Source organism: Donghicola tyrosinivorans, assembly GCF_003003355.1.
Classification (GTDB): domain Bacteria; phylum Pseudomonadota; class Alphaproteobacteria; order Rhodobacterales; family Rhodobacteraceae; genus Donghicola; species Donghicola tyrosinivorans.
This window is the reverse complement of the sequence record NZ_PVTQ01000005.1, coordinates 1-23457: the sequence shown is the minus strand read 5'-3', so window position 1 is coordinate 23457 and position 23457 is coordinate 1. Positions and strand designations below refer to the sequence as shown.

Below are 23457 nucleotides of genomic sequence, written 5' to 3'. Positions count from 1 at the left end.
CGTCAACAGGGAAATTCATATCTCTGATGGATAGGCCGGGGAATTGCGAACGTATTGATGCAAAAATAAAAATGCCGCGCCTGCGAGGGCGCGGCCAGTTCAACAGGGAGGAAAGTGTCGTGCCTTACGCGACACACATCCTAAGGTGGACCAGTCCGGTTAAGAATGTATTGTCATGCCGAACGGTTAAGGAGTGGCAGATGTCCGATACGATTTTCATTGGTGGTGCAGGCGAGGGCTATGCCGCGCCCGAAACACTGATCCTGAAATACGCCAACCGCCACGGATTGATCGCAGGGGCGACAGGGACCGGCAAGACGGTGACTGTGCAGATTATGGCCCAAGCCTTCGCTGACGCAGCGGGTTCCGGTGTTCGTGTCGGATGTCAAAGGCGATCTGTCGGGACTGGCTGCGGCTGGGGCAGAGACTCATAAGCTGCACGGCCCTTTCATGGAACGCGCAGCAACGATTGGACTCAATCTGCAGTATAGCGCCGCTCCGGTCACTTTCTGGGACCTCTGGGGAAAAAAGGGGCATCCGGTGCGCGCCACAGTGGCCGAGATGGGGCCGCTGCTGCTGTCACGGATGCTGGATCTGTCCGAGGTCCAAGAGGGCATCCTGAACATCGCCTTCCGCATCGCCGATGATCAGGGTCTGCCCTTGCTGGACCTGAACGATCTGCGGGCCATGCTGGTCTGGCTGGGGGAAAATCGCGCCGAAGTTTCTTTGCGCTACGGTAATATCTCGCCCTCCAGCGTTGGGGCGATCCAGCGCCGGTTGCTGACGCTGGAAAATCAGGGGGCGTTGGCCTTTTTCGGCGAGCCCGCCTTGGAATTGGCAGACCTGATGCGCTGCGCCCCCGACGGGCGCGGCATGGTCAATATTCTGGCTGCCGATCAACTGATGGAATCGCCGCGTCTTTACGCGACCTTCCTGCTGTGGCTGCTGTCCGAGCTGTTCGAGGAACTGCCCGAGGTGGGCGATCCGGACAAACCCAAGCTGGTGTTCTTCTTTGATGAGGCGCATTTGCTGTTTGACGGCGCGCCGAAGCCGCTGGTGGATAAGGTCGAGCAGGTGGCCCGGCTGATCCGATCAAAAGGCGTCGGGGTTTATTTCATCACCCAGCATCCGGGTGACATCCCCGAGGATATTCTGGGCCAGCTTGGGAACCGTGTGCAGCACGCCCTGCGTGCCTTTACCGCGCGGGATCAAAAGAACCTTCGCTTGGCGGCGCAAACCTACCGCGAAAACCCCGCATTCGACGTGATGGAAGCCATCAAAGAGGTGGGTGTGGGCGAGGCTGTGACCTCGCTTCTGGCCAATAAGGGTGTGCCCGGTGTGGCGCAGCGCACCTTGATCCGCCCGCCCGCATCCCGTCTTGGTCCCATCACGGACGCCGAGCGCGGTGCAGTCATCGCGGCCAGCGATTTGCGGGCGAAGTATGAGACCAGGCTGGATCGGGAAAGTGCCTATGAAATCCTGACCCGCCGCGCCGAGGATGCCGCGAAAGCGGCCCAGAAGGCCGAAGAGGAAGAGGCTCGTCAGGAAACAGCCGAGCGGGAGTATCGCACCGCGCGCCGCTATTCCGGCACCCGCGTCAGCCGGTCGTCGTCGCGGAGCAGCGGTGACGACAGTATCGGCAGCGCTTTGGCTGGTGCTTTGGTAAAAGAGCTAAAAGGCACCACAGGCCGCCGCATCGTGCGCGGCATTCTAGGCGGCCTTTTCAAAGCCCGCTAACGCCCGCCACTGTTGCCAAATAGAAAAAGGCGCCCATCGGGCGCCTTTTGCAGTTTAAGTCGATTTGGCTCTACTTTTCAGGCAGCAGGCCCCTTGGGCTGAACCGCAGCATCAAGAGCATGATCAAGCCCATCGACAGCAGACGCATATGCGCTGCCGAGGCCAGTAGGTGATCGCGCAGGGTGCTGCCCGGCTCCATCCCGCTGGTGATCAGTTCCATCAACCAACGGCCAAAGGGTTCAACCTGTACCCAGAGGAACCAGATGATAAAGCCGCCAAGGATCGCACCAAAGTTGTTGCCCGATCCGCCAACAATCACCATCACCCAGATAAGGAAGGTAAAGCGCAGGGGCTGGTAGCTGGAAGGAGTCAACTGGCCGTCCAGCGTGGTCATCATCGCGCCGGCAATGCCACAGATCGCGCTGCCCAGAATGAAGATTTGCAGGTGACGTTTGGTGACATCCTTGCCCATGGCACGGGCGGCAACTTCGTTATCGCGGATCGCCCGCATCATCCGGCCCCAAGGGCTGTGCAGCGACCGTTGCATGAGGAACAGGATCACCAGCAGCACCGCCGCGAACAGCAGCCCGTAGCCTGCCTTCACATAAAGGGTCGAGGCCGTGACCGGATCCAGACCAAAGCTGGCCGCACGCTCGACAAAGGCGGGATCGGCTTGCAGGTCGATCTCATAGGGCAAGGGACGGGGCAGGCCGTTGATGTTTTTTACACCGCGGGCCAACCAGTCCTCGTTCTTCATGATGGCGATGATGATCTCGGCGATACCTAGGGTGGCAATTGCCAGATAGTCACTGCGCAAACCAAGAGCGGTTTTTCCGATCACCCACGCAGCCCCAGCGGCCAGCAAGCCGCCCGCAGGCCACGCCAGCAGCACGGGCAGGTTCATGCCGCCCAGATAGCCTTGCAGCGCGGGGTTCACGGCCTCGATCGCGTCGCGGGCCGGATCGAACATGCTGCGATACAGAACAAAGCCCCCGATCAGCAGCACAGCGGTCAGCGCCGCACGGGGCAGACCTTCGGCCATCTTCTTGCGGACCATGATCACGATGGCCAGCGTTGCGGCGCCTAGGCCCAATGCGGCCCAGATGCGTAAACCGCCAGCAGCCCAAGCCTCGGGCACAGGCGGCATCGAGATCAGCACAGTCGCCAGACCGCCAAGGGCCACAAAGCCCATGACGCCTACATTAAAGAGGCCCGCAAAGCCCCACTGTAGGTTCACCCCCAGCGCCATGACAGCACTGATGAGGCCCATATTCAGAATGCCCAAGGCGGCGTTCCAGCTTTGGAACAGGCCGGTACCGATGATCAGCAGAGCGACCAGCGCGAATAGAGCGGTTGTCTTGATGGACTCGTTCATACGGATTTCCCCTTGAACAGGCCTGTGGGGCGGAACAGCAGCACAATCACCAGAATGACAAAGCTGACCGCGAATTTATAATCGACCGCCAGCATTTGCATCAGACCATCAGGCGCAAGGCTTTCAGGCAGCATATAGGCGGCGACTTTTTTCCAAGCGTAGGTGATGGTGACTTCACTGAAGGCAATCACAAATCCCCCCGCAATGGCCCCCAGCGGGCTGCCAAGGCCGCCCACAATCGCCGCTGCGAAGATCGGCAGCAGAAGCTGGAAATAGGTGAAAGGTTTGAAGGACTTGTCGATGCCGTAAAGCACACCGGCCACCGTTGCCAATGCGGCTACAATGATCCAAGTGACGGCCACTACCCGCTCGGGGTTGATGCCCGACAGCAAGGCCAGATCCTCATTGTCCGAATAGGCGCGCATGGATTTGCCCGTGCGGGTGCGGTTCAGGAACCAGAACAGCAGCGCCACAACGATGATAGCCGTGACCACGGTGATGCCCTGACTGGTCTTGATCGCCAGACCTTCCTCAAGTCCGGTCATATTCTTGAAGTCGCGGGCGCTGATGATGAAACGCTCGCCATCGGTAAAGTTCTGATCGTTCGGTCCGATGATAAAACGGACAAGGCCGTTCATCACGAACATCACCCCCATCGAGACGATCACAAGGATCACCGGCTTGGCTTTTTGTTCGCGGTAAAAGCGATAAACGATACGGTCGGTTCCCAGCACCAGCAGCGCCGTGGCGGCGATGCCGACAGGCATGGCCAGCAGCGCAGTAGGTAGCGGCCCAAGGCTCACGCCCGCCGCTTGCAAGCCCCAAGTCACCAATACGGTCACCATCGTGCCAAAGGCCATGGTATCCCCGTGGGCAAAGTTCGAGAACCGCAGGATGCCATAGATCAACGTCACACCCAGCGCGCCGATCGCCAGCTGGCTGCCATAGGCCAAAGCCGGTACCAGAACGAAATTCGCCAGAGTGACAAGTGCGTTAAGAATATCCATCTGTCAGCCTCCCAGGAACGACTTGCGGACGTCAGGGTTGGCCAGCAGCTCTTTGCCGCTGCCCGTATAGCCGTTGGCACCTTGCACCAGAACATAGCCCTTGTGGGCAATCTCCAGCGCCTGACGGGCATTCTGCTCGACCATAAGGATCGAGATGCCTGTGCGGGCCACCTCGATAATCCGGTCAAACAGCTCGTCCATGACGATGGGGCTGACACCGGCCGTCGGCTCGTCCAGCATCAGCAGCTTGGGCTTGGTCATCAACGCGCGGCCCACGGCCACCTGTTGACGCTGACCGCCCGAAAGCTCACCCGCGTGCTGATGGCGCTTTTCCTTCAGGATCGGGAACAGATCATAGACCTGTGCCATGGTGTCGCGATAATCGTCGCGCCGCAAAAACGCGCCCATCTCAAGGTTCTCTTCCACAGACATCGAGGCAAAGATGTTGTGGGTCTGGGGCACAAACCCCATGCCCTTTGCCACCCGCGCCTGAGGGCTCAGCCGCGTGATATCCTCGCCATCAAACACCACCGATCCGGTATGGATGTTCAGCATGCCGAACACCGCTTTCATGGCTGTCGATTTGCCAGCCCCGTTCGGGCCAACAATCACGGCAATCTCGCCAAGTTCCACATCCAGCGTCACCCCGTTCAGGATGTCCGCACCGCGGCCATAGCCGCCAATCATATTCGTTGCGCTCAGAAAAGGTCCGCTCATACCGCGCCCCTTTCATCTTGGCCCAAATACCTCCGGGGGGAGTCGCCGCGCAGCGGCGACGGGGGGCAGGCAGCCCCCTTGCAACAGATCATGCTCATGCGCCCACCTGATCCTTGTTCTTCAGGCCCGTGCCCAAGTAGGCCTCGATCACCTGTTCATTCGCCTTGATCTCGTCGATCGTGCCTTCCGCCAGCTTCTTGCCCTCGGCCATCACGATCACCGGATCACAAAGGCGTCCGATAAATTCCATGTCGTGCTCGATCACGCAGAAGGTATAGCCCTTCTCCTGATTCAGCCGGATGATCGCATCGCCGATGGTGTTCAGCAGCGTTCGGTTCACGCCCGCGCCCACCTCGTCCAGAAACACGATCTTGGCGTCCACCATCATGGTGCGCCCCAGCTCCAGCAGTTTTTTCTGTCCGCCCGAAAGGTTTCCGGCTTTCTCGTCCGCCACATGTGTGATGGTCAGGAACTCCAGAACCTCATCGGCCTTGCGGCGGATCGCCTCTTCTTCGCGGGCGATCTGGCCGCGCTTGAACCAGCTGTTCCATAGATTTTCGCCGGTCTGCGCGGGCGGCACCATCATCAGGTTCTCGCGCACAGTCATGCTGTTGAACTCGTGTGCGATCTGGAAGGTGCGCAACAAGCCTTTACCGAACAGCTCGTGCGGGGGCAGGCCGGTGATGTCTTCGCCGTCCAGAAAGACCTTGCCGGAAGTCGGCGGTAGCGCTCCGGCGATAACGTTGAAAAGTGTGGATTTTCCGGCGCCGTTCGGCCCCACCAATCCGGTGATCGAGCCCTTGGCAATCTCAAGCGAGGCCCCATCCACCGCGCGAAATCCACCGAAATGTCTGTGCAGGTTTTCTACCCTGATCACGGTTGTTCTCCCCGTGCGTTTTTATGGCAACGTTGCGTTGCATAGTAGAACAGCCCGGACGTGCCGGGCTGTCTGTTGTTGGACCTTGCAGTCCGATTAGCGGATGCTGTCCGTGACGTATGCGCCGTCTTTGAACGAATATTCACGGTAGGTGCCAGCGGCTTCACCGGGTCCGATCAGTTCGACGTTGGTTGCGCCGACGTAGTCGATGTCACCACCGGCTGCCAGAATCTCCAGCGCCTTGCCAAGCTGACCGGGCATGATCAGCTCGCCGGGGGCGTTGGCGATTTCCAGCATCTTGGCAGCGGCTGCTGCGCTGGTTGCCTCGCCGCCCGCTGCCATCGCCAGTGCGATCAGAGCTGCACCGTCGTAGGACGAACCGGTGTAAGCGCCTTCGGGGTTGATGCCCGCTGCGCTTGCGATGCCTGCAAAGGCTTCGGTGCCTTCACCTTCGGCCCACGGAACGGCACCAAAGCTGCCTTCCAGATCGCCGCCCATGTCGGCAACCAGAGCGTCGGCGTACATGCCGTCACCCAGCATGAAGGTGTCGAACGCGCCGGTGTCCAGCGAGGCTTGGATGATGCCTTTGCCGCCCTGGTCTGCGTAGCCCAGAACTGCCAGCACTTCGCCGCCCGCTGCTGCCAGAGCCGCGATCTCGGCCGAGTAGTCGGCTTTGCCGTCCTCATGGGGAGCGTTCAGGGTGACTTTGCCGCCTGCTGCTTCATAGGCTGCAACAAAGCTGTCGCTCAGGCCCTTGCCGTAGTCGTTGTTGGTGTAGGTGACTGCAACTTCCTTGATGCCTTTGTCGGTCAGGATGTTCGACAGAACCTCGCCCTGACGGGCATCCGAGGGCGCGGTACGGAAGAACAGGCCGTTGTCTTCGACGGTCGACAGGCCGGGGCTGGTGGCCGAGGGCGATACCATGACGATGCCGTTGGGCACAGCCACGTTGGTCAGGATCGCGCCGGTTACACCCGAGCAGTCCGCGCCGAAGATCGCCGCTACGCCATCCGAGGTGATCAGACGTTCTGCAGCAGCAGTCGCGCCAGCGGCGTCAACGCAGGTCGAATCCGCGCGGACGGGTTCGATCATCTTGCCCAGAAGGCCGCCAGCGTCGTTGATTTCTTTCATCGCCAGTTCGGCCGAGTCAGCCATGGCGGGGGTCAGCGATTCAATCGGGCCGGTGAAACCCAGAATAACGCCCAGTTTTACGGTCTCGCCGTGGCTTGCAGCCATGGCGGCGCCCGCGGTCAGCGCAGTGGCAGCGGTGGCCAGCAGGAACTTTTTCATTTTATCTCTCCCGTGTTGGAACATGACGTCCAAAGCTGAGGTTACGAACCAATCGGTCAAAAGAAAAGGGGCCATAATTGGCCTATTCACGACCCTTCAGGGTTCCGTTGCGGCATCCTCGCCTCAAGGATGAGAAGGACTAGATTCGCCACGTAGCCTCGATTTTAGAAGGATGTCTTTCATGCGCCGGATTTTTACGTGTTTTTTCCTGATGAGCGCCGCTCCGATTGCTGCAGCGCCGCAAATTAAACTGGTGGCCAGCGGGCTAGATAGCCCTTGGTCCATCGGCCATCTGCCAGATGGTGAAGGGGTTCTGGTGACGCTGAAATCCGGTAGCATCGTCTGGATCACAGAGGGTGCAGCGCGGGCTGTTGGCGGTCTGCCCAAAGTGGTTGCCAAGGGGCAAGGCGGCCTGTTGGACATCATGATCCCCCGTGATTTTGCTAAAACGCGGCAGGTCTATTTTAGCTATGCCCGACCACAGCGCAGCGGCGGAGCGGGAACGGCCCTTGGGCGCGGGGTCTTGGACAAAGGCGCCAGCAGTCTGCGTTCGGTGGAAACCCTGTTTGAGATGAAACCCGGCAACTCTGGCGGCCGCCATTTCGGTAGCCGCATTGTCGAAGGGCGCGATGAGCTGATCTACCTGACCATGGGCGAGCGCGGTGACGATATGGCGGCGCAGGATTTGTCGCGGCATAACGGCTCGGTCGTGCGCCTGACGCGGGATGGCAAGGTGCCGGACGACAACCCCTTCGTGGGCGTCGCGGGCGCATTGCCGGAAATCTATAGTTACGGGCATCGCAACCCCCAAGGGGCGGCGCTGGATGGCAGCGGGCAGCTTTGGGTGCATGAGCACGGCGCGCAAGGCGGGGACGAGATTAACCGTATCATCGCGGGCGCAAACTATGGCTGGCCGGTGATTTCCTACGGACGGCACTATTCCGGTGCAAAGATCGGAGAAGGCACGGCGAAAGAGGGAATGCAGCAGCCCACATTCTATTGGGACCCGTCGATTGCCCCATCAGGGCTGGCGATCCATTCCGGCACCAATGCACCGGAATGGAAGGGAGATTTCTTCATCGGCTCGCTCAAGTTTGACATGATCAGCCGCGTGGACGGCGACACCATGCAAGAGCTTGAGCGGATCAAGACCCCCGAGACCCTGCGCGTTCGTGATGTGGAAGAAGGCCCCGATGGCGCGCTGTGGTTCCTGTCGGAAATTAACGGCGCGCTTTATCGGATGACGCCTTAATCGGCGTTTTCCTCATTCGTGCGTGTGCCGTGGCTGCCCCGTTCGCGGTAGGGCGTGGTTTCATAGTGGGCGCGGTAGCATTTCGAGAAATGCGACGGGCTGGCAAAGCCGCAGGCCAGCGCCACGTTAATCACGCTCATATCCGTCTGCATCAGCAGGTTGCGGGCTTTGGAGAGGCGCAGTTCCATGTAATAGCGCTTGGGGCTGCGGTTCAGGTACCGGCGGAACAGTCGTTCCAACTGGCGCGTGGACATGCCCACATCCTTGGCCAGAACAGCGGGGCTGATCGGCTCTTCGATGTTCTTTTCCATCATCTGGATGATCTGGCTTAGTTTTGGATGGCGCACGCCAATACGGGTCGGGATCGACAGGCGCTGGGTGTCCCGATCTGTCCGGATCGAACTATAGATCAGCTGGTCCGCAACCGCGTTGCTAAGATCCTCGCCGTGGTGATCTGCCATCAATTTCAGCATCAGGTCCAGCGATGCAGTGCCGCCTGCGGCCGTGATCCGGTTGCCGTCGACGACGAAAACCGACTTTGTCAGGTCCACCTCATCGAACTCTTCCGAGAAGCTGTCCTGATTCTCCCAGTGGATGGTGGCGCGTTTGCCGTCCAGCAGACCGGCCTTGGCAATCGCATAGGTGGCGGTACAGAGCCCGCCCATAGGTGCCCCGCGCCGCGCCTCTTTCCGTAGCCAATTCAATAGGCGCTTGGTGGTCGCGGCCTGCACGTTGATGCCGCCGCAGACGATCACGATGGTATCGCGGGGCAGCTCATCCAGATCCGAATCAAGCTTGAACTCAACGCCGCTAGAGCTTTTGGCCGTCACGCCGCCTTCGCCGACCAGCGACCACGTGTACAGGGTCTTGCCCGCCATCCGGTTGGCAATACGTAGACATTCGATCGACCCTGCCAGCGAAAGCATGGTGAAATTGTCCAGAAGCACAAAGGCAAAGTGGCGGGCTTTCTTCTGCTCGCCTGTGACCGGAACTGGCTGGGGATCTTTGATGCTGTCCATTTTCGATATCCTGTCGGACTTATATGTCGCTGCATATCGCAACGTTAGCGTAGCATTTCGACGAAGGTCGACACCCGCGTCAAGAGGTCTGGTTAATTTCAAAGGTGGTCAATGGTGGCCCGCTTGGGTATAGCGATAACACTTTAAACATCTTCCAGCGGAGTATGAGAGATGACCGAGTGGAGCAAATCGACCTGGCGCAACCTGCCTCGAGTGCAGATGCCCGAGTATACCGATTCTGCCGCCCTGGCGGCTGTTGAGGCCAAACTTTCTTCGTATCCCCCGCTGGTTTTCGCCGGCGAGGCACGGAAACTGAAGGCTGAGTTGGCCAAAGCATCGCGTGGCGAGGCATTTTTGCTGCAAGGCGGCGACTGCGCCGAGAGCTTTCAGCAGTTCAACGCGGACCTGATTCGCGACACCTTCAAGGTGATGCTGCAAATGGCTATGGTTCTGACCTTCGGCGCCAAAGTGCCCGTGGTCAAAGTGGGTCGTATGGCGGGCCAGTTCGCGAAACCGCGCTCGGCCCCGACCGAGGTCAAGGATGGTGTCGAACTGCCAAGCTACCGCGGTGACATCATCAACGATCTGGACTTCACCCCCGAAGCCCGCATCCCGAACCCCAGCAAAATGCTTGAGGCTTACACTCAGGCCGCAGCAACGCTGAACCTGCTGCGCGCGTTCTCGACCGGTGGTTATGCGGATGTACACAAGGTGCACAGCTGGACCCTTGGCTTTACCGAAAGCGGCAAGGCCGACAAGTACCGCGAGATGGCCGAGCGTATCGGCGACACGCTGGACTTCATGAAGGCCGCAGGCGTGGACAGCCAGCGTGCGCATACGCTTCAGACCGTAGATTTCTACACCAGCCATGAAAGCCTGCTGCTTGAGTATGAAGAGGCTCTGACCCGTCTGGATTCTACCAGCGGCAAGTGGCTGGCAGGTTCCGGCCACATGCTGTGGATCGGCGACCGTACCCGTCAGCCTGATGGTGCCCACGTGGAATACCTGCGCGGCGTCCAGAACCCGATCGGCCTGAAATGTGGTCCGACCACCACTGCCGACGACCTGAAAATCTTGCTGGAAAAACTGAACCCTGAAAACGAGGCTGGCCGTCTGACCCTGATCGCCCGTTTCGGCGCTGGCAAAGTGGGTGACAACCTTCCGCGCCTGATCAAAGCGGTTCAGGAAGAGGGTGCCAAGGTTGTCTGGTCCTGCGACCCGATGCACGGTAACACCATCAAATCCTCGACCGGTTACAAGACTCGTCCGTTCGATAACGTACTGCGCGAAGTGCGCGAATTCTTCGCGATCCACGCGGCCGAGGGCACCATCCCCGGTGGTGTGCACTTCGAGATGACCGGCGCAGACGTGACCGAATGCACCGGCGGCGTGCGTGCCGTGACCGAAGAGAACCTCTCGGACCGTTACCACACCGCTTGCGATCCGCGTCTGAACGCATCGCAGTCGCTGGAACTGGCGTTCCTGGTGGCCGAAGAGCTGTCGGCCCGCAACCGCGAAGCGCAAGCGCTGGCCAGCTGATTACGCTAGGGGGCCTTCGGGCTCGACCAGACAGAGACCGGCCCCGACGTGGGCCGGTTTTTCTGTTTTAGGGCAATCGTTTGTGGACAGTGGCTCATATGAAATTCGGGTGATGTGAAGTCGTGAAAGGGGCGCCGGTGTGGTCGCGTCCAGCGACAGACAGCCAAGGGCACGGCTGGTGTCCCCCAGATCGCTGCGCATGGGCCAAAGGGTTAGATGCCCCCTTGATCCGTTGCATTGAAAAGAAATGGTAACGATTGCAGGGCGTTGCCAGCAGTCCTCTAGCGCTTCGGCCAGATCACGGCGATCCGCGCCGGTGAACAGGGCCGAGACCGGCATGCCGCGCAAATCCATCCCCAGAATATCGTTCAATGCGCCGCCCGACAGGCGCAACCGCCCATGACCAGGTGCGATCCGTTGCAGCAAGAAAACCCGATCCAGATGCGCGCCCAGTGATGCGGCGCGGATCTGGCTGCGCAGGGGCGGCTCGGCTCCGTCGCGCAGGCTGTCCCAATGGGCACCCACAGTTGCCTCGGCCTGACAACGGCCTTTGATCAACGTCCGATCAAACTGAACAACCACACCCATAACGACCTCCGGATGATGCACCCGCGCCCCGCGTTGCCGCAGGTTCTTAACGCTTTTCAATTGATTACACGGCGAATTTGCCAGGGTTTTCATTCAAAGTCGTCTCAAAGGTGAAATGCAGGTTAACAGCCTCAGATGCGGGGTTTTCCCCCTTCTGCCCTTGCCCTTTGGGGACTGGCGGGCATAGTGGATCGCCAAAGAAGGGGCGTTCATGAAATCACTTACCGGATACGCAAGCCTTGAAGGGCAGGTCGAGGCGCTGCAGTGGCAATGGGAATTGCGCAGCGTGAATGGCAAAGGTCTGGATGTGCGTGTGCGCATGCCCGACTGGTGCGTCGTGATCGAGGCCGAAGCCCGCAAACGTCTGTCGGCTCAGGTGGCGCGGGGCAATATCTCGGTCAATCTGCGGATGCAGGCGGCCCAAGGGCAGGGTGGTGCATCGTTGGATCGCGATGCGCTGGACCGTACCTTGGCCATGCTGGTTGAAGTGGAAGATCGCGCCAACCATATCGGTGTGTCGCTGGCCGCCACGTCTGCTGCGGATATTCTGGCCCTGCGCGGTGTTCTAACCGAAGACACCCGCCCTGATGGCCTGAGCGACAGCGCACAAGCGGCCCTGCTGGCCGCATTCGATCAGGTTCTGGCCGCTTTCATCGATAGCCGGATCTCCGAAGGCGCAGCCCTGAAAGATGTGCTGACCCGTCAGGTGGATGAGATTGCCGCCCAACTGGACGCCATTCGCGCCATCGTGCCCGACCGCGCTGCCGCCCAGTCCGAAGCCCTGAAGACCGGTATTGCCCGCCTGCTGGACACCGAGGCGCTGGACGCCGCACGCCTGCACCAAGAGGCGGCTTTGCTGGCTGTGAAGTCCGATATCACTGAAGAGATAGATCGTCTTACGGTCCACGTCGAGGCTGCCCGCAAGCTGATTGCGGCCAAGGTGCCCGTGGGCCGGAAATTCGATTTCCTCTGTCAGGAATTCAATCGCGAAGCCAATACGCTTTGCTCGAAATCGCAACACAGCGGTCTGACCGAACTGGGGCTTGAGATGAAAGTCACGATCGACCAGATGCGCGAACAGATCCAGAATGTAGAATGATGCCCCACGATACCCGCCGCGGCCTGCTTGTTATCCTGTCCTCGCCCTCTGGCGCAGGCAAATCCACCTTGGCCAAACGTCTTATGGCATGGGATCCGACGCTGTCGTTCTCGGTCTCGGCCACCACGCGCAAACCCCGTCCGGGTGAAGTGGATGGAAAGGACTATCAATTCGTTACCGAATCCGATTTCAAACACATGGTGTCTGACGACGGGATGCTGGAGCACGCCCACGTTTTCGGAAACTTCTACGGCTCGCCCAAGGGGCCGGTGCAGGCGGCGATCGACAATGGCAACGATGTGCTGTTTGACATTGACTGGCAGGGTGCGCAGCAAATCCGCAACTCGGCTTTGGGTCAGCACACGCTATCGATTTTTATCCTGCCGCCCTCGATTCCGGAATTGCATCGCCGCCTGATCAGCCGCAATCAGGATGACGCGGACACCATTACCAAGCGCATGAAGAAAAGCTGGGACGAGATCAGCCACTGGGGCAGCTATGACTACGTGCTGGTGAATGACGATCTGGACAAGACCGAAGAGATGCTGAAGTCGATCCTGACCGCCACGCGCCTGCGCCGCTTGCAACAGCCCAGTCTGGTGAACCATGTTCGCGCGCTACAAAACCAGTTCGAGGAGTTGGATATTTGACACTTTACGCATTAGACGGCGTTGCGCCCGAAATTCACGAAGACAGCTGGATTGCGCCCGACGCCAATGTGATCGGCAAGATCGTGGTGGAAGAGGGCGGCTCGGTCTGGTTCGGCTGCACACTGCGCGGCGACAACGAGGAAATCCGCGTCGGTAAAGGCAGCAATGTGCAGGAAAACTGTATCTTGCACACGGACATGGGCTATCCGCTGACCATCGGTGAGGGCTGCACGATCGGCCACAAGGCGATGCTGCACGGCTGCACCATCGGCAACAACACCTTGATCGGCATGGGCGCCACCATCCTGAACGGTGCCAAGATTGGCGACAACTGCCTGATCGGGGCAGGGGCGCTGGTCACCGAAGGCAAAGAGATCCCTGATGGCTCGATGGTGCTGGGTGCGCCGGGCAAAGTGGTGCGGCAGTTGGATGAGGCCACGATTGAAGGTCTGCGCAAGTCAGCCGTCGGCTATCAGAACAACATGCGCCGCTTCCGTGCGGGTCTGAGCAAGCTGGACTAAGCTTCCCTGTCGGTGCAGGGCCTGCCTTGCGCTGACATGAAACTGTTACATCTTTGTGGTGTTTCGGTTTTCCCGACGATGACATTTTCAATAGGGGACGCGGCTATGGACAGTTCATTCGCCAGCCAATTGGTTGAGGCGCTTCCCCTTCCGGCATTTTTTGTTGATGCGAACCAGCGTTTGGCCGGCATCAACGCGGATGCGACCAAGATCCTTGTCACCGCCTTGCTAGAGCGGAACTACTTGATGAGCGTCCGCCATCCCGCGCTGCAATCTGCGATCGAGACCTGCTTTCAGGACGGCAACAAGCGCAGCCTGCGCCTGACCATGAATGTCCAGTCTCTTGAGATGGTCTATGGGGTGACGGTGGCCTCGGTTGGGTCTTCGGGTGTTCTGGTGAGCTTCATGGATCAAAGCAGCGCCGAAGAGATTGGCCAGATGCGCCGCGATTTCGTCGCCAACGTGAGCCATGAATTGAAAACGCCTCTGACCGCCTTGCTGGGGTTCATCGAGACCCTGCGCGGTCCCGCCCGCAATGACGACAAGGTTCGTGACCGTTTCCTTGAGATCATGGAGCGTGAGGCCAGCCGGATGAACCGTCTTGTGCGGGATTTGCTGTCCCTTAGTCGCGTTGAGGCAGAAGAGCGTATCCCGCCCGCCGAACACGTCGACATGGGGCAATTGCTGAACACTGTTTGTAATAGCCTAGCACCTGTGGCCGAGAACAAGGGCACCAGCATCCGTCTGGACGTGGCCGGAGATGTGGCTGTCACCGGGGATCGGGATCAGTTGATGCAGGTTTTCACCAACCTGATCGAGAACGCGGTGAAATACGGTGGCGATGGGGATGTGGACGTTCAGGTCACTATGTTGCCCCGCGATCCGGCGGTGCGCGGCGCGGCGGTTTTAATCGCTGTGAAGGACCACGGGCAGGGAATCGACCCGATTCACATCCCGCGTCTGACCGAACGGTTCTATCGGATCGATTCCCATCGCTCACGCGAGATGGGCGGCACGGGGCTGGGACTTGCGATTGTAAAACATATCGTTAACCGTCACAGAGGCCGTCTGCGGATTGAAAGCGTGTTGGGGCAGGGCAGTACTTTTTCGATTATTCTGCCTGCGGCCTGAATTTTTCCGTATCTTATTGATTTTAAATAGGAATGCGCCTCTCCGCGGGGCGCATTTTTCGTTGCTCTCGAAAGATTTTTCCCAAAATTAGTATAAATCTGCGACTGTCATGAAAGCGTTACAAATCTGTCGCAAAAGCTCAATCCAAGCGCCGTAGTTAGCGCCTCAAGGCTTCGAGCGATGAAGTCTCGGAATGTAATTAGGAGCTAAATGATGTCCTTTGTTAAACTGACCGCCTCGACCCTGGCGATCGCTGCTGTAACTGCCACCGCCGCTGCTGCCCGTGACAACGTGCAGGTTGCCGGTTCGTCGACTGTTCTTCCCTACGCATCGATCGTTGCTGAAGCGTTTGGTGAAAACTTTGACTTCCCGACCCCCGTTGTTGAATCGGGCGGTTCGTCGGCAGGTCTGAAGCGCTTCTGCGAAGGCGTTGGCGAAAACACCATCGACGTTGCAAACGCATCGCGCAAAATCAAAGACAAAGAGATCGCAGCTTGCGCCGAAGCTGGCGTGACCGACATCATCGAAGTCCGCATCGGCTACGATGGCATCGTGTTTGCTTCGCAGATCAACGGCCCCGCGTTCAACGCGTTCGAGCCCGCAGACTGGTACAACGCTCTGGCAGCTGAAAAGCCCGTTGACGGCGCAATGGTTGCGAACACCGCAGCAACTTGGGCCGATGCAAACGCAGAACTGCCCGCAGTTGAAATCGCAGCCTTCATCCCCGGCACCAAGCACGGCACCCGTGAAGTTTTCGAAGAAAAAGTCCTGCTGCAGGGCTGTGAAGACACCGGCGCGCTGGCCGCGATCCTGGAAATCAACGGCGGCGACGAAAAAGCAGCCGAGAAGACCTGTATGGCTGTCCGCACCGACGGCAAGTCGGTCGACATCGACGGCGACTACACCGAAACTCTGGCACGTATCGACAGCAACACCAACGGTGTTGGCGTCTTCGGTCTGGCCTTCTACGAAAACAACACCGACAAGCTGAAAGTGGCAACCATGTCGGGCGTTGCACCTTCGACCGAGACCATCGCAGCCGGTGACTACCCCGTATCGCGTCCGCTGTTCTTCTACGTGAAGAAAGCCCACATCGGCGTCATCCCCGGCCTGAAAGAGTACGCAGAATTCTTCGTATCGGACGAGATCGCTGGCACCGATGGCCCGCTGTCGGCCTACGGTCTGGTTTCGGATCCCGAACTGGCAGCGACCCAGGCAGTGGTTGCGAACGAAGAAGCCATGTAATAGTTGGTTTCGGAGTGGCCCTCGGGCCGCTCCACCCAATTGCAGAAAGCGCCGCCGTCCGGACGGCGCTTTTTGTCCGTTCTGGACCTAACGGAGCCCCTATGCCCCTTCTTTGGTTAGTTTTGATCGTTCTCGCACTGGCCGGTGCCGGATACGTTCTTGGCCGACAGCGTGCGATGTCCAGCGCTGGCGGTGATACCCGTCACCTGCATTCGCTGCCCGTATATTACGGATCGAACGTCGCGATCTTTGCCGCAATGCCTGCCTTTCTGGTTCTGGCCGTCTGGCTGATCGCGCAACCGCTTTTGGTCGATAGTATAGTGTCGGCAGATATCCCCGCGACTGCAGTTCCCGAAGGCAGCACCCTGAGCCTGCTGATGAGCGACGTGCGCCGTGTTGCCGATGGTCTGGATCTGGCAATTTCTCAGGGCACGATCGCGGCGGATGAGGCAAAGACCCTGCGCGCTGACGCCACCGATGTGCGTGCGCTGCTTGCAAGTGTCGGTGTGGCGCTTGGTTCTGACGTGAATGAGACAACCCTGTCCGCCGCGCAGGAATTCCGCGCCTTGACCGGTACCGGATCGATGGCGATGACGGTGGTTGTTCTGGCGCTTGCCTTGGGCGGTTTCGCCTACGCCTATTCGCGCACCAACAAAGATTTTCGTGCCCGTAACGTGGTGGAGCGGTCTATCCGCGGCCTACTGATTGCAGCTGCGTCGATTGCGATCCTGACCACTGTGGGTATCGTTCTGTCGCTGGTGTTCAACACGGTCGAGTTCTTCAGACTCTATCCGGCGCTGGATTTCTTCTTCGGCACCACGTGGAGCCCCAGCTTTGGCGGCGGCTCGGAACTAGGTGTTCTGCCGCTGCTGTGGGGCACGCTGTATATCTCGGTCATCGCGCTGGCGGTGGCTGTGCCGATTGGCCTGTTCGCAGCCGTTTATTTGTCGGAATACGCAGGCGCCAAGGTCCGCGCCTTTGCCAAGCCGCTGATCGAGGTTCTGGCAGGCATCCCGACCATCGTTTACGGTCTTTTTGCCCTGCTAACAGTGGGTCCGCTGCTGGTGAAATTCTTTGGCTCTGGCGGGACTTTCGGCGTGGATTGGATGTCCGGTGCATCGTCCGTGACCACCGCAGGTCTGGTGATGGGCATCATGCTGATCCCGTTTGTCAGTTCGCTTTCTGATGATATTATCAACGCGGTGCCTCAGTCGATGCGCGATGGCTCGCTAGGTTTGGGCGCAACGAAATCCGAAACCATCAAGCAGGTGGTTCTGCCCGCAGCTTTGCCCGGCATCGTCGGTGCGATCCTGCTGGCCGCAAGCCGCGCCATTGGTGAGACAATGATCGTGGTGCTTGGGGCAGGGGCCGCGGCCCGCCTGTCGATGAACCCGCTGGAAGCCATGACCACTGTGACCGCCAAGATCGTCAGCCAGCTGACCGGCGACGCGGATTTCGCCAGCCCCGAAGCGCTGGTGGCCTTTGCCCTTGGCATGACCCTCTTTGTGATGACCCTCGGGCTTAACGTCCTCGCACTCTACATCGTGCGCAAATACCGGGAGCAGTACGAGTAATGACCGACGCGACCAACAACACGCCCAAAGCTAAGACCTCGCTACTGACGGTCTCGCCTCGAGTGAAAAAACGCAACGCTCAGGAAGCCCGCTTTAAGGCCTATGGTATAGCCGCTGTCGCCACCGGCCTGGTGTTTCTGGTGATCTTGCTGAGCACGATCCTCTACAACGGGGTTGGGGCCTTCCAACAGACCTTCATCACGGTGCCGATCTATCTGGATGAAGCCAAGCTGGACAAGAATGGCAACCGCGACATTGAAGAGATCAAGAAGGTTTCGACCTTTGGCTATACGCCCTTGATCCAAGACGCGATTTTCGCTGCAATCGAAGAGAAAGCCCCCGGCAGCGAGATTACTTCGGCCAAGGATACCAAGGCGCTCATCTCGGCAAGTGCGGCGGCGCAAATCCGTGATGTAGTGATTGCGAACCCCGATATGATCGGTAAAAGCGTTGAGTTCCGCATTCTGGCAGCCAGCCGCGTGGACGGTTATCTGAAGGGCCGTGTGACCCGCGATAGCATCGCCCGTGACAAGAATATCGACGCCAAGCATCTGGATGTGGTGGATACCCTGCGCTCCAAGGGCATCGTAAAACGTGAATTCAACATGGCCTTCATCACCGGCGCAGACGCCTCTGAAAGCCGTCCCGAACAGGCCGGTATCGGTGTGTCGATGCTTGGTTCGCTGTTCATGATGCTGGTGGTTCTGGTGTTGTCGCTGCCCATTGGTGTGGCGGCGTCGATCTACCTTGAAGAATTCGCGCCCCAGAACAAATGGACTGACCTTATCGAGGTAAACATCTCGAACCTTGCAGCGGTTCCGTCAATTGTGTTCGGTATTCTGGGTCTGGCGGTCTTCATCCAGTTTGCAGGTCTGCCCCAGTCCGCGCCCCTGGTGGGTGGTCTGGTGCTGACCCTGATGACGCTGCCGACCATTATCATCTCGACCCGCGCATCGCTGAAATCTGTGCCGCCGTCGATCCGTGATGCGGCGCTGGGACTTGGGGCCTCCAAGATGCAGTCTGTGTTCCACCACGTGCTGCCACTGGCGATGCCCGGTATTCTGACCGGCACCATCATTGGTCTGGCGCAGGCGCTGGGGGAAACCGCTCCGCTGCTCTTGATCGGGATGGTGGGATACATCGCCTCGAACTATCCGTCTGGTCCGATCTCGGGCTTTATGGACCCGAACTCGGCCATGCCCGCGCAGATCTATGAGTGGGCAAAGCGTGCCGACCCTGCCTATTATGAACGGGCATGGGGTGGCATCATTATCCTGCTGGTGTTCCTGATCACGATGAACATCATTGCCATCATCCTCCGCCGCCGCTTCGAGCGTCGCTGGTAACAGGAAGGATAACGATTATGTACGATAACCCGAACTTGGAGCGCAAAGTGGCTCAGGCAGAATCCAAAATCTCCGCACGCAACGTACAGGTTTTCTACGGCGATACTCACGCCATCAAGGACGTGAACGTCGAAATCGAAGCCCGTACCGTCACTGCGTTTATCGGCCCGTCTGGCTGCGGTAAATCGACCTTCCTGCGCTGTCTGAACCGCATGAATGACACCATCGATATCTGCCGCGTTGAAGGCGATATCGAGCTGGACGGAGAGAACATCTACGACAAGCGCGTAGACCCCGTGCAACTGCGTGCCAAAGTGGGCATGGTGTTCCAAAAGCCGAACCCTTTCCCCAAGTCGATCTACGACAACATCGCCTACGGCCCCCGTATTCACGGTTTGGCCAAGAACAAGGCCGATCTGGACGATATCGTTGAAAAGGCCCTGCGTCGCGGTGCCATCTGGAATGAGGTCAAAGACCGTCTGCACGCGCCCGGCACCGGCCTTTCCGGTGGCCAGCAGCAGCGTCTGTGTATCGCCCGCGCTGTCGCAACCGAGCCCGAAGTTCTGCTGATGGACGAGCCTTGCTCGGCGCTGGACCCCATCGCCACCAGTCAGGTTGAAGAACTGATCGACGAGTTGCGTGATCAGTATTCGGTGGTGATCGTCACGCACTCGATGCAGCAGGCGGCCCGTGTCAGCCAGAAGACCGCGTTCTTCCATCTGGGGAATCTGGTGGAATATGGCGACACCGACCAGATTTTTACCAACCCCCATGATCCCCGTACCGAAGCCTACATCACCGGCCGCATCGGGTAAGGAGCAGACATTATGCAAGATAAACACATTGTCTCCAGCTACGACCGCGATCTGGACGCTGTTCAGGCACTGATCGTGAAAATGGGCGGTCTGGTTGAAACCGCCATCATGGATTGCGCCAAGGCGCTTGAGTTGCGCGACGAGCAGATGGCCGAACAGGTCCGCGCCAACGACAAAGCCATCGACGCGCTGATGGAACAGATCAACGAAGAGACCGCGCGTGTGATCGCGCTGCGTTCGCCCACGGCCCGCGACCTGCGCATTGTTCTGTCGGTCATGAAGATGAGCCAGAACCTGGAACGTATTGGCGATTATGCAAAAAATATCGCCAAGCGGGCAGGGGTCCTGCTGCAGATGGCGCCTATTGAAGGCTCGTCCGGTGCGGTGCGCCGTATGGCTCGTGCAGTGGAGCTGATGCTGAAAGACGCACTGGACGCCTACATCCAACGCGATGCCGAACTGGCTCAGGATGTGATCAACCGCGACCGTGATGTTGACCAGATGTACAACGCGCTGTTCCGCGAATTCCTGACCTTCATGATGGAAGACCCGCGCAACATCACCGCCTGTATGCACCTGCATTTCATCGCCAAGAACGTCGAGCGTATGGGCGATCACGTCACTGCGCTGGCCGAACAGGTGATCTATGTGGTGACGGGCGAAATGCCCGATGAAAAGCGCCCCAAGGGGGATCGTACGCCGTACGAAACCCATAACCTGCCGGGTTCCGAGGGCTAAGCCATGTCGCAACAACCAAGCGTCCTGGTGGTCGAAGACGAACCCGCGCAGCGCGAAGTTCTGTCCTATAACCTTGAGGCCGAAGGGTTTCGCGTACTGAAGGCCGAGAATGGCGAAGACGGCTTGCTGCTGGTTCAAGAGGACCAGCCAGACATCATCGTTCTGGACTGGATGCTGCCCAATGTCTCGGGGATCGAGGTGTGCCGGCGTCTGAAGATGCAGGCCGAGACCCGCGACATTCCGATCATCATGCTCTCGGCGCGCTCGGAAGAGGTGGATCGTGTCCGCGGGCTAGAGACCGGCGCGGATGACTACGTGATCAAGCCGTACTCGGTGATTGAACTGATGGCCCGTGTGCGCACCCAACTGCGCCGGACGCGTCCGGCGACTGTCGGCCAGAAGCTGGAGTATGACGATATCGTTCTGGACCCCGAGACCCACAAAGTCTTCCGATCAGAGAACCAGTTGAAGCTGGGGCCGACAGAGTTCCGTTTGCTCTCGACCTTCATGGAAAAGCCCGGTCGGGTCTGGAGCCGCGATCAGTTGCTGGACCGTGTATGGGGTCGCGACATCTACGTGGACACAAGGACGGTCGACGTCCACATCGGGCGACTGCGCAAGGCTCTTTGCCAGTTTGGCGGAGATGATCCTGTCAGAACAGTACGCGGCGCAGGATACGCGCTAGGATAACGACTTAGAACCGCGGTGCAGGATATGTGCGCCGCGGTTTTTCGTTAGGGGATCAGTCCGTTTTACGAGGTGGCTTACGTTAGTGTGCGCGCTCCCTGAAGCGCGGCGGCCATTGCGTTTTCTGGTGTTCCTCAGCAGCACAGTGAAGCGACTGACACGCTCAACCAAGGAGGTGACCTTGGGCTGGCCAAGTGATTGTTTGAACGCCATAAAATCACCCTCCCAGTGACCGAACTCGCGAGGGTGTGCGAGATATCATAGGGGATTTGTCGCAACCCAGTTTAGAATGTACCCCCAGCTACAATGGTTGTTGCAACCATTCAGAAATGTCACCCGGCTTGCAAAGCAGAAGTGTCACCATTGGGAGCGACTGGAGCAAAGCCTGACAGGGCGGAGACCTCAGATATCGCAGCCCTGGCTGGCTTTGCAGGGGGAGGGGGCAGCTTATAGACCCCGCTCGCGTCGCTCTTTCTTGTTGTAAAATGCTTTGATGCCTTCCTCGCTTAAAAGCTCTTGGAAGGCGCGCCAGGCGAGAACATCCCCGAAATAGGGTGGGGTGTCCGAGACCGTTAACGTGCCGAATTGGTTCTCGACTGACAGGATCCACCTGGGGGCGAGGCTTGTCTTGTAAATCTCGACGGCGAAGTCGTGCCCGTCGATGGTAGCGGTTTGGGTGTAGTGAGAAAAAATGATCTCTGGTTCGTGCTGGGTCATGTCGGCAGTCTTGGGCTATTCTGCCGCCTGCGCAATCTGGTTCTTGGTCCGCGAACCTGATGGTCTGCCTGGACGCCGCCCATTCGGCTTATAGCCCATCTTCTCAGAGTTGGTGCGTACCTTCGGCTTTGGTGGTGCCGCGTCCTGCATCTCCTTGATGTGTTCCAGAACCGCGCTCAGGTTTTTGTTGCTGGTAATTGCCGCATGGGTGACGCGCTGATCCATGTCAAAGACCCTGTAGGGCAAAGATCGGCCCTTCGAGCGCACCTCGAACCGACCGTCCACAAAAGCATAAGTGTCCACATATTTACCGATCAGACCGCGTGTGAGGTCATTCTCTTCGAGCGTGATCCTCTTGCGGTCATAGGAGAACGTTAGTTGCCTGCCGACATAGCGGTTCTCGCGCCAACACAGCACGTCAGCCAGCCGATCTGGCGCTACATTGAGTGCGCGATGCAAGTTGTCCGGCTTTGCCGGGGACTTGGCGAATTTGGCGTTGTGACGCTCTTTAAACCCCTGCAGATAGGCGTTTCCAGCGTCCATGTCAGAAATGCCCGCGATGCGCATTTCCTTGACCAGCCGGTCTTGCAGCGTGCGATTGGCGCGTTCGACACGGCCTTTGGCCTGGCTCGAATTGGCGCAGAGAATCTCGATGTTCAGCTCACTCAGCGCCCGACCAAACTGGGTGATCCGCGCGCCGCCCTTCGCGTCTTCTTTGGCAACACGGAACACCGAGTGTTTGTCACTGTAAAAGGCAACCGGGCGACCGTGCTTGTGCAAATAGCCCTCAAGTGCCTCGAAATAGCTGAATGTGTTTTCCGACTTTACGAACCGCAACTCCATCAAGGTGCTGGTCGCGTCGTCGATAAACACCAGAAGAGTGCAGGGACCGCCTCGATCCTCGAACCAGCGGTGCTCCGAGCCATCTATCTGGATAAGCTCTCCAAAGTACTCTCTGCGCAGTCTGGGCTGGTGAAACGTCCGGCGTTGTTTGCGGGAAAGCCAGATACCATCCTCAATCATCCACTTGCGCACCGTCTCATGCGAGACTTTGAACCCATGATGTTCGGCCAGCATCTCCGTCGCAAGCGTCGGCCCAAAATCCGGATACTGTTCTTTGATGACGCTCAAAGCGTAGTCGCGTTTAGCCGCATGAATCCGGTTGTTCGGCGGCTTGCCCCGCGCTCTGTGCCGGATGGCTGGTGCGCCATCCTGACGGTACCGCTTCAGAAGTCGGAAAATCTGCCGACGCGTCAGCGCAAGCATATGCGCAGCATTATCAATGCTCAGTCGACCATCATCGACCTGCGCCAAAACCTCAACGCGCTGTAACTCGCGCTCGCTCATAACCACCCATCCCATGTCCCCAAACCTCCACTAATTCATGGAAGCAGAGTGACATTCCTGATTTGCTCATGGGTGACATTTTAGCTTTGGCTGAAGTCTCAAGGGTCGTTGCGACAGCTTTCCCTATCTTAGGTTCATCATCTCTTCTCTGAAGGCTTCAGTGGGCGTGCGCCAGCCGAGGCACTT

At 58.8% G+C, this 23457-nt stretch carries 21 protein-coding genes and 2 pseudogenes; 13 read left to right on the top strand and 10 right to left on the bottom strand.

Annotated elements, in window-relative coordinates; genetic code table 11:
• The first annotated feature begins 200 nt into the window (after positions 1–200).
• Positions 201–1737 (top strand): annotated as a pseudogene (locus CLV74_RS08830) (helicase HerA-like domain-containing protein).
• 70 nt (positions 1738–1807) lie between these two features.
• Here CLV74_RS08830 and CLV74_RS08825 read toward each other — a convergent pair.
• The 5 genes from CLV74_RS08825 to CLV74_RS08805 all read right to left on the bottom strand — a co-directional run bounded on the left by CLV74_RS08825 (position 1808) and on the right by CLV74_RS08805 (position 7003).
• Positions 1808–3112 carry a branched-chain amino acid ABC transporter permease gene (locus CLV74_RS08825; RefSeq protein WP_106263877.1) on the bottom strand — a complete coding sequence of 435 codons (1305 nt, stop codon included), beginning with the start codon at positions 3110–3112 and terminating at the stop codon, positions 1808–1810.
• The gene (locus CLV74_RS08820) at positions 3109–4119 is read right to left on the bottom strand and encodes a branched-chain amino acid ABC transporter permease (RefSeq protein WP_106263876.1); all 1011 of its coding nucleotides are present in this window, start codon (positions 4117–4119) and stop codon (positions 3109–3111) included. The genes CLV74_RS08825 and CLV74_RS08820 overlap by 4 nt, the downstream gene beginning before the upstream one ends.
• Before the next feature lie 3 nt (positions 4120–4122).
• Positions 4123–4836, bottom strand: a complete 714-nt coding sequence (locus CLV74_RS08815; protein ID WP_106263875.1) for an ABC transporter ATP-binding protein — start codon at positions 4834–4836, stop codon at positions 4123–4125.
• Between the two features lie 94 nt (positions 4837–4930).
• Positions 4931–5713, bottom strand: a complete 783-nt coding sequence (locus tag CLV74_RS08810) for an ABC transporter ATP-binding protein (RefSeq protein WP_106263874.1) — start codon at positions 5711–5713, stop codon at positions 4931–4933.
• A gap of 96 nt (positions 5714–5809) precedes the next feature.
• Positions 5810–7003, bottom strand: a complete 1194-nt coding sequence (locus CLV74_RS08805; protein WP_106263873.1) for an ABC transporter substrate-binding protein — start codon at positions 7001–7003, stop codon at positions 5810–5812.
• Positions 7004–7184: 181 nt separating this feature from the next.
• Between CLV74_RS08805 and CLV74_RS08800 the strand changes: the two genes are divergently transcribed.
• Positions 7185–8255, top strand: coding sequence for a PQQ-dependent sugar dehydrogenase (locus tag CLV74_RS08800; RefSeq protein WP_106263872.1), 1071 nt, complete (start codon positions 7185–7187; stop codon positions 8253–8255).
• Here the strand turns inward: CLV74_RS08800 and CLV74_RS08795 are convergent.
• On the bottom strand, positions 8252–9274 hold the full coding sequence (locus CLV74_RS08795) for a GlxA family transcriptional regulator (RefSeq protein WP_106263871.1): 1023 nt from the start codon (positions 9272–9274) through the stop codon (positions 8252–8254). The two genes, CLV74_RS08800 and CLV74_RS08795, sit on opposite strands and share 4 nt — an antisense overlap.
• Positions 9275–9445: 171 nt before the next feature.
• Between CLV74_RS08795 and CLV74_RS08790 the strand changes: the two genes are divergently transcribed.
• The gene (locus CLV74_RS08790; RefSeq protein ID WP_106263870.1) at positions 9446–10813 is read left to right on the top strand and encodes a class II 3-deoxy-7-phosphoheptulonate synthase; all 1368 of its coding nucleotides are present in this window, start codon (positions 9446–9448) and stop codon (positions 10811–10813) included.
• Here the strand turns inward: CLV74_RS08790 and CLV74_RS08785 are convergent, their stop codons facing one another.
• Positions 10814–11401, bottom strand: a complete 588-nt coding sequence (locus tag CLV74_RS08785; RefSeq protein ID WP_170108009.1) for a PAS domain-containing protein — start codon at positions 11399–11401, stop codon at positions 10814–10816. It abuts the gene before it with no gap.
• A 211-nt stretch (positions 11402–11612) separates the two neighbouring features.
• Here CLV74_RS08785 and CLV74_RS08780 point away from each other — a divergent pair, with 211 nt between their 5' ends.
• From CLV74_RS08780 to phoB, 10 genes are all read left to right on the top strand, one after another.
• Complete coding sequence (locus CLV74_RS08780; protein WP_106263868.1) at positions 11613–12500, top strand: YicC/YloC family endoribonuclease; 888 nt, start codon at positions 11613–11615, stop codon at positions 12498–12500.
• Positions 12497–13150 carry a guanylate kinase gene (gene gmk / locus CLV74_RS08775; protein ID WP_211299024.1) on the top strand — a complete coding sequence of 218 codons (654 nt, stop codon included), beginning with the start codon at positions 12497–12499 and terminating at the stop codon, positions 13148–13150. Before CLV74_RS08780 ends, gmk begins: the two co-directional genes overlap by 4 nt.
• Positions 13147–13671: a gamma carbonic anhydrase family protein gene (locus CLV74_RS08770; protein WP_106263867.1), complete on the top strand. Its 525-nt coding sequence runs from the start codon at positions 13147–13149 to the stop codon at positions 13669–13671. Before gmk ends, CLV74_RS08770 begins: the two co-directional genes overlap by 4 nt.
• Before the next feature lie 105 nt (positions 13672–13776).
• Positions 13777–14802, top strand: coding sequence for an ATP-binding protein (locus CLV74_RS08765; RefSeq protein WP_106263866.1), 1026 nt, complete (start codon positions 13777–13779; stop codon positions 14800–14802).
• 213 nt (positions 14803–15015) lie between these two features.
• On the top strand, positions 15016–16047 hold the full coding sequence (locus tag CLV74_RS08760) for a substrate-binding domain-containing protein (protein WP_106264198.1): 1032 nt from the start codon (positions 15016–15018) through the stop codon (positions 16045–16047).
• 101 nt (positions 16048–16148) lie between these two features.
• Complete coding sequence (gene pstC / locus CLV74_RS08755) at positions 16149–17621, top strand: phosphate ABC transporter permease subunit PstC (protein WP_106263865.1); 1473 nt, start codon at positions 16149–16151, stop codon at positions 17619–17621.
• Entirely contained in the window at positions 17621–18967 is a 1347-nt protein-coding gene (gene pstA / locus CLV74_RS08750) for a phosphate ABC transporter permease PstA (RefSeq protein WP_106263864.1), read from the top strand. Before pstC ends, pstA begins: the two co-directional genes overlap by 1 nt.
• 17 nt (positions 18968–18984) lie before the next feature.
• Positions 18985–19782, top strand: coding sequence for a phosphate ABC transporter ATP-binding protein PstB (gene pstB / locus CLV74_RS08745; protein ID WP_106263863.1), 798 nt, complete (start codon positions 18985–18987; stop codon positions 19780–19782).
• 12 nt (positions 19783–19794) lie between these two features.
• Positions 19795–20520, top strand: coding sequence for a phosphate signaling complex protein PhoU (gene phoU / locus CLV74_RS08740; protein WP_106263862.1), 726 nt, complete (start codon positions 19795–19797; stop codon positions 20518–20520).
• 3 nt (positions 20521–20523) lie between these two features.
• Positions 20524–21210 carry a phosphate regulon transcriptional regulator PhoB gene (gene phoB, locus CLV74_RS08735; RefSeq protein WP_106263861.1) on the top strand — a complete coding sequence of 229 codons (687 nt, stop codon included), beginning with the start codon at positions 20524–20526 and terminating at the stop codon, positions 21208–21210.
• A 114-nt stretch (positions 21211–21324) separates the two neighbouring features.
• Here phoB and CLV74_RS23455 read toward each other — a convergent pair.
• From CLV74_RS23455 to CLV74_RS08720, 3 genes and pseudogenes are all read right to left on the bottom strand, one after another.
• Positions 21325–21462: pseudogene (locus CLV74_RS23455) on the bottom strand (IS30 family transposase); the annotation flags it as partial.
• A gap of 192 nt (positions 21463–21654) precedes the next feature.
• Positions 21655–21924 carry a hypothetical protein gene (locus CLV74_RS08725; protein WP_106263860.1) on the bottom strand — a complete coding sequence of 90 codons (270 nt, stop codon included), beginning with the start codon at positions 21922–21924 and terminating at the stop codon, positions 21655–21657.
• 15 nt (positions 21925–21939) lie between these two features.
• Complete coding sequence (locus CLV74_RS08720) at positions 21940–23286, bottom strand: ISNCY family transposase (RefSeq protein WP_106263859.1); 1347 nt, start codon at positions 23284–23286, stop codon at positions 21940–21942.
• Positions 23287–23457: the final 171 nt, after the last annotated feature.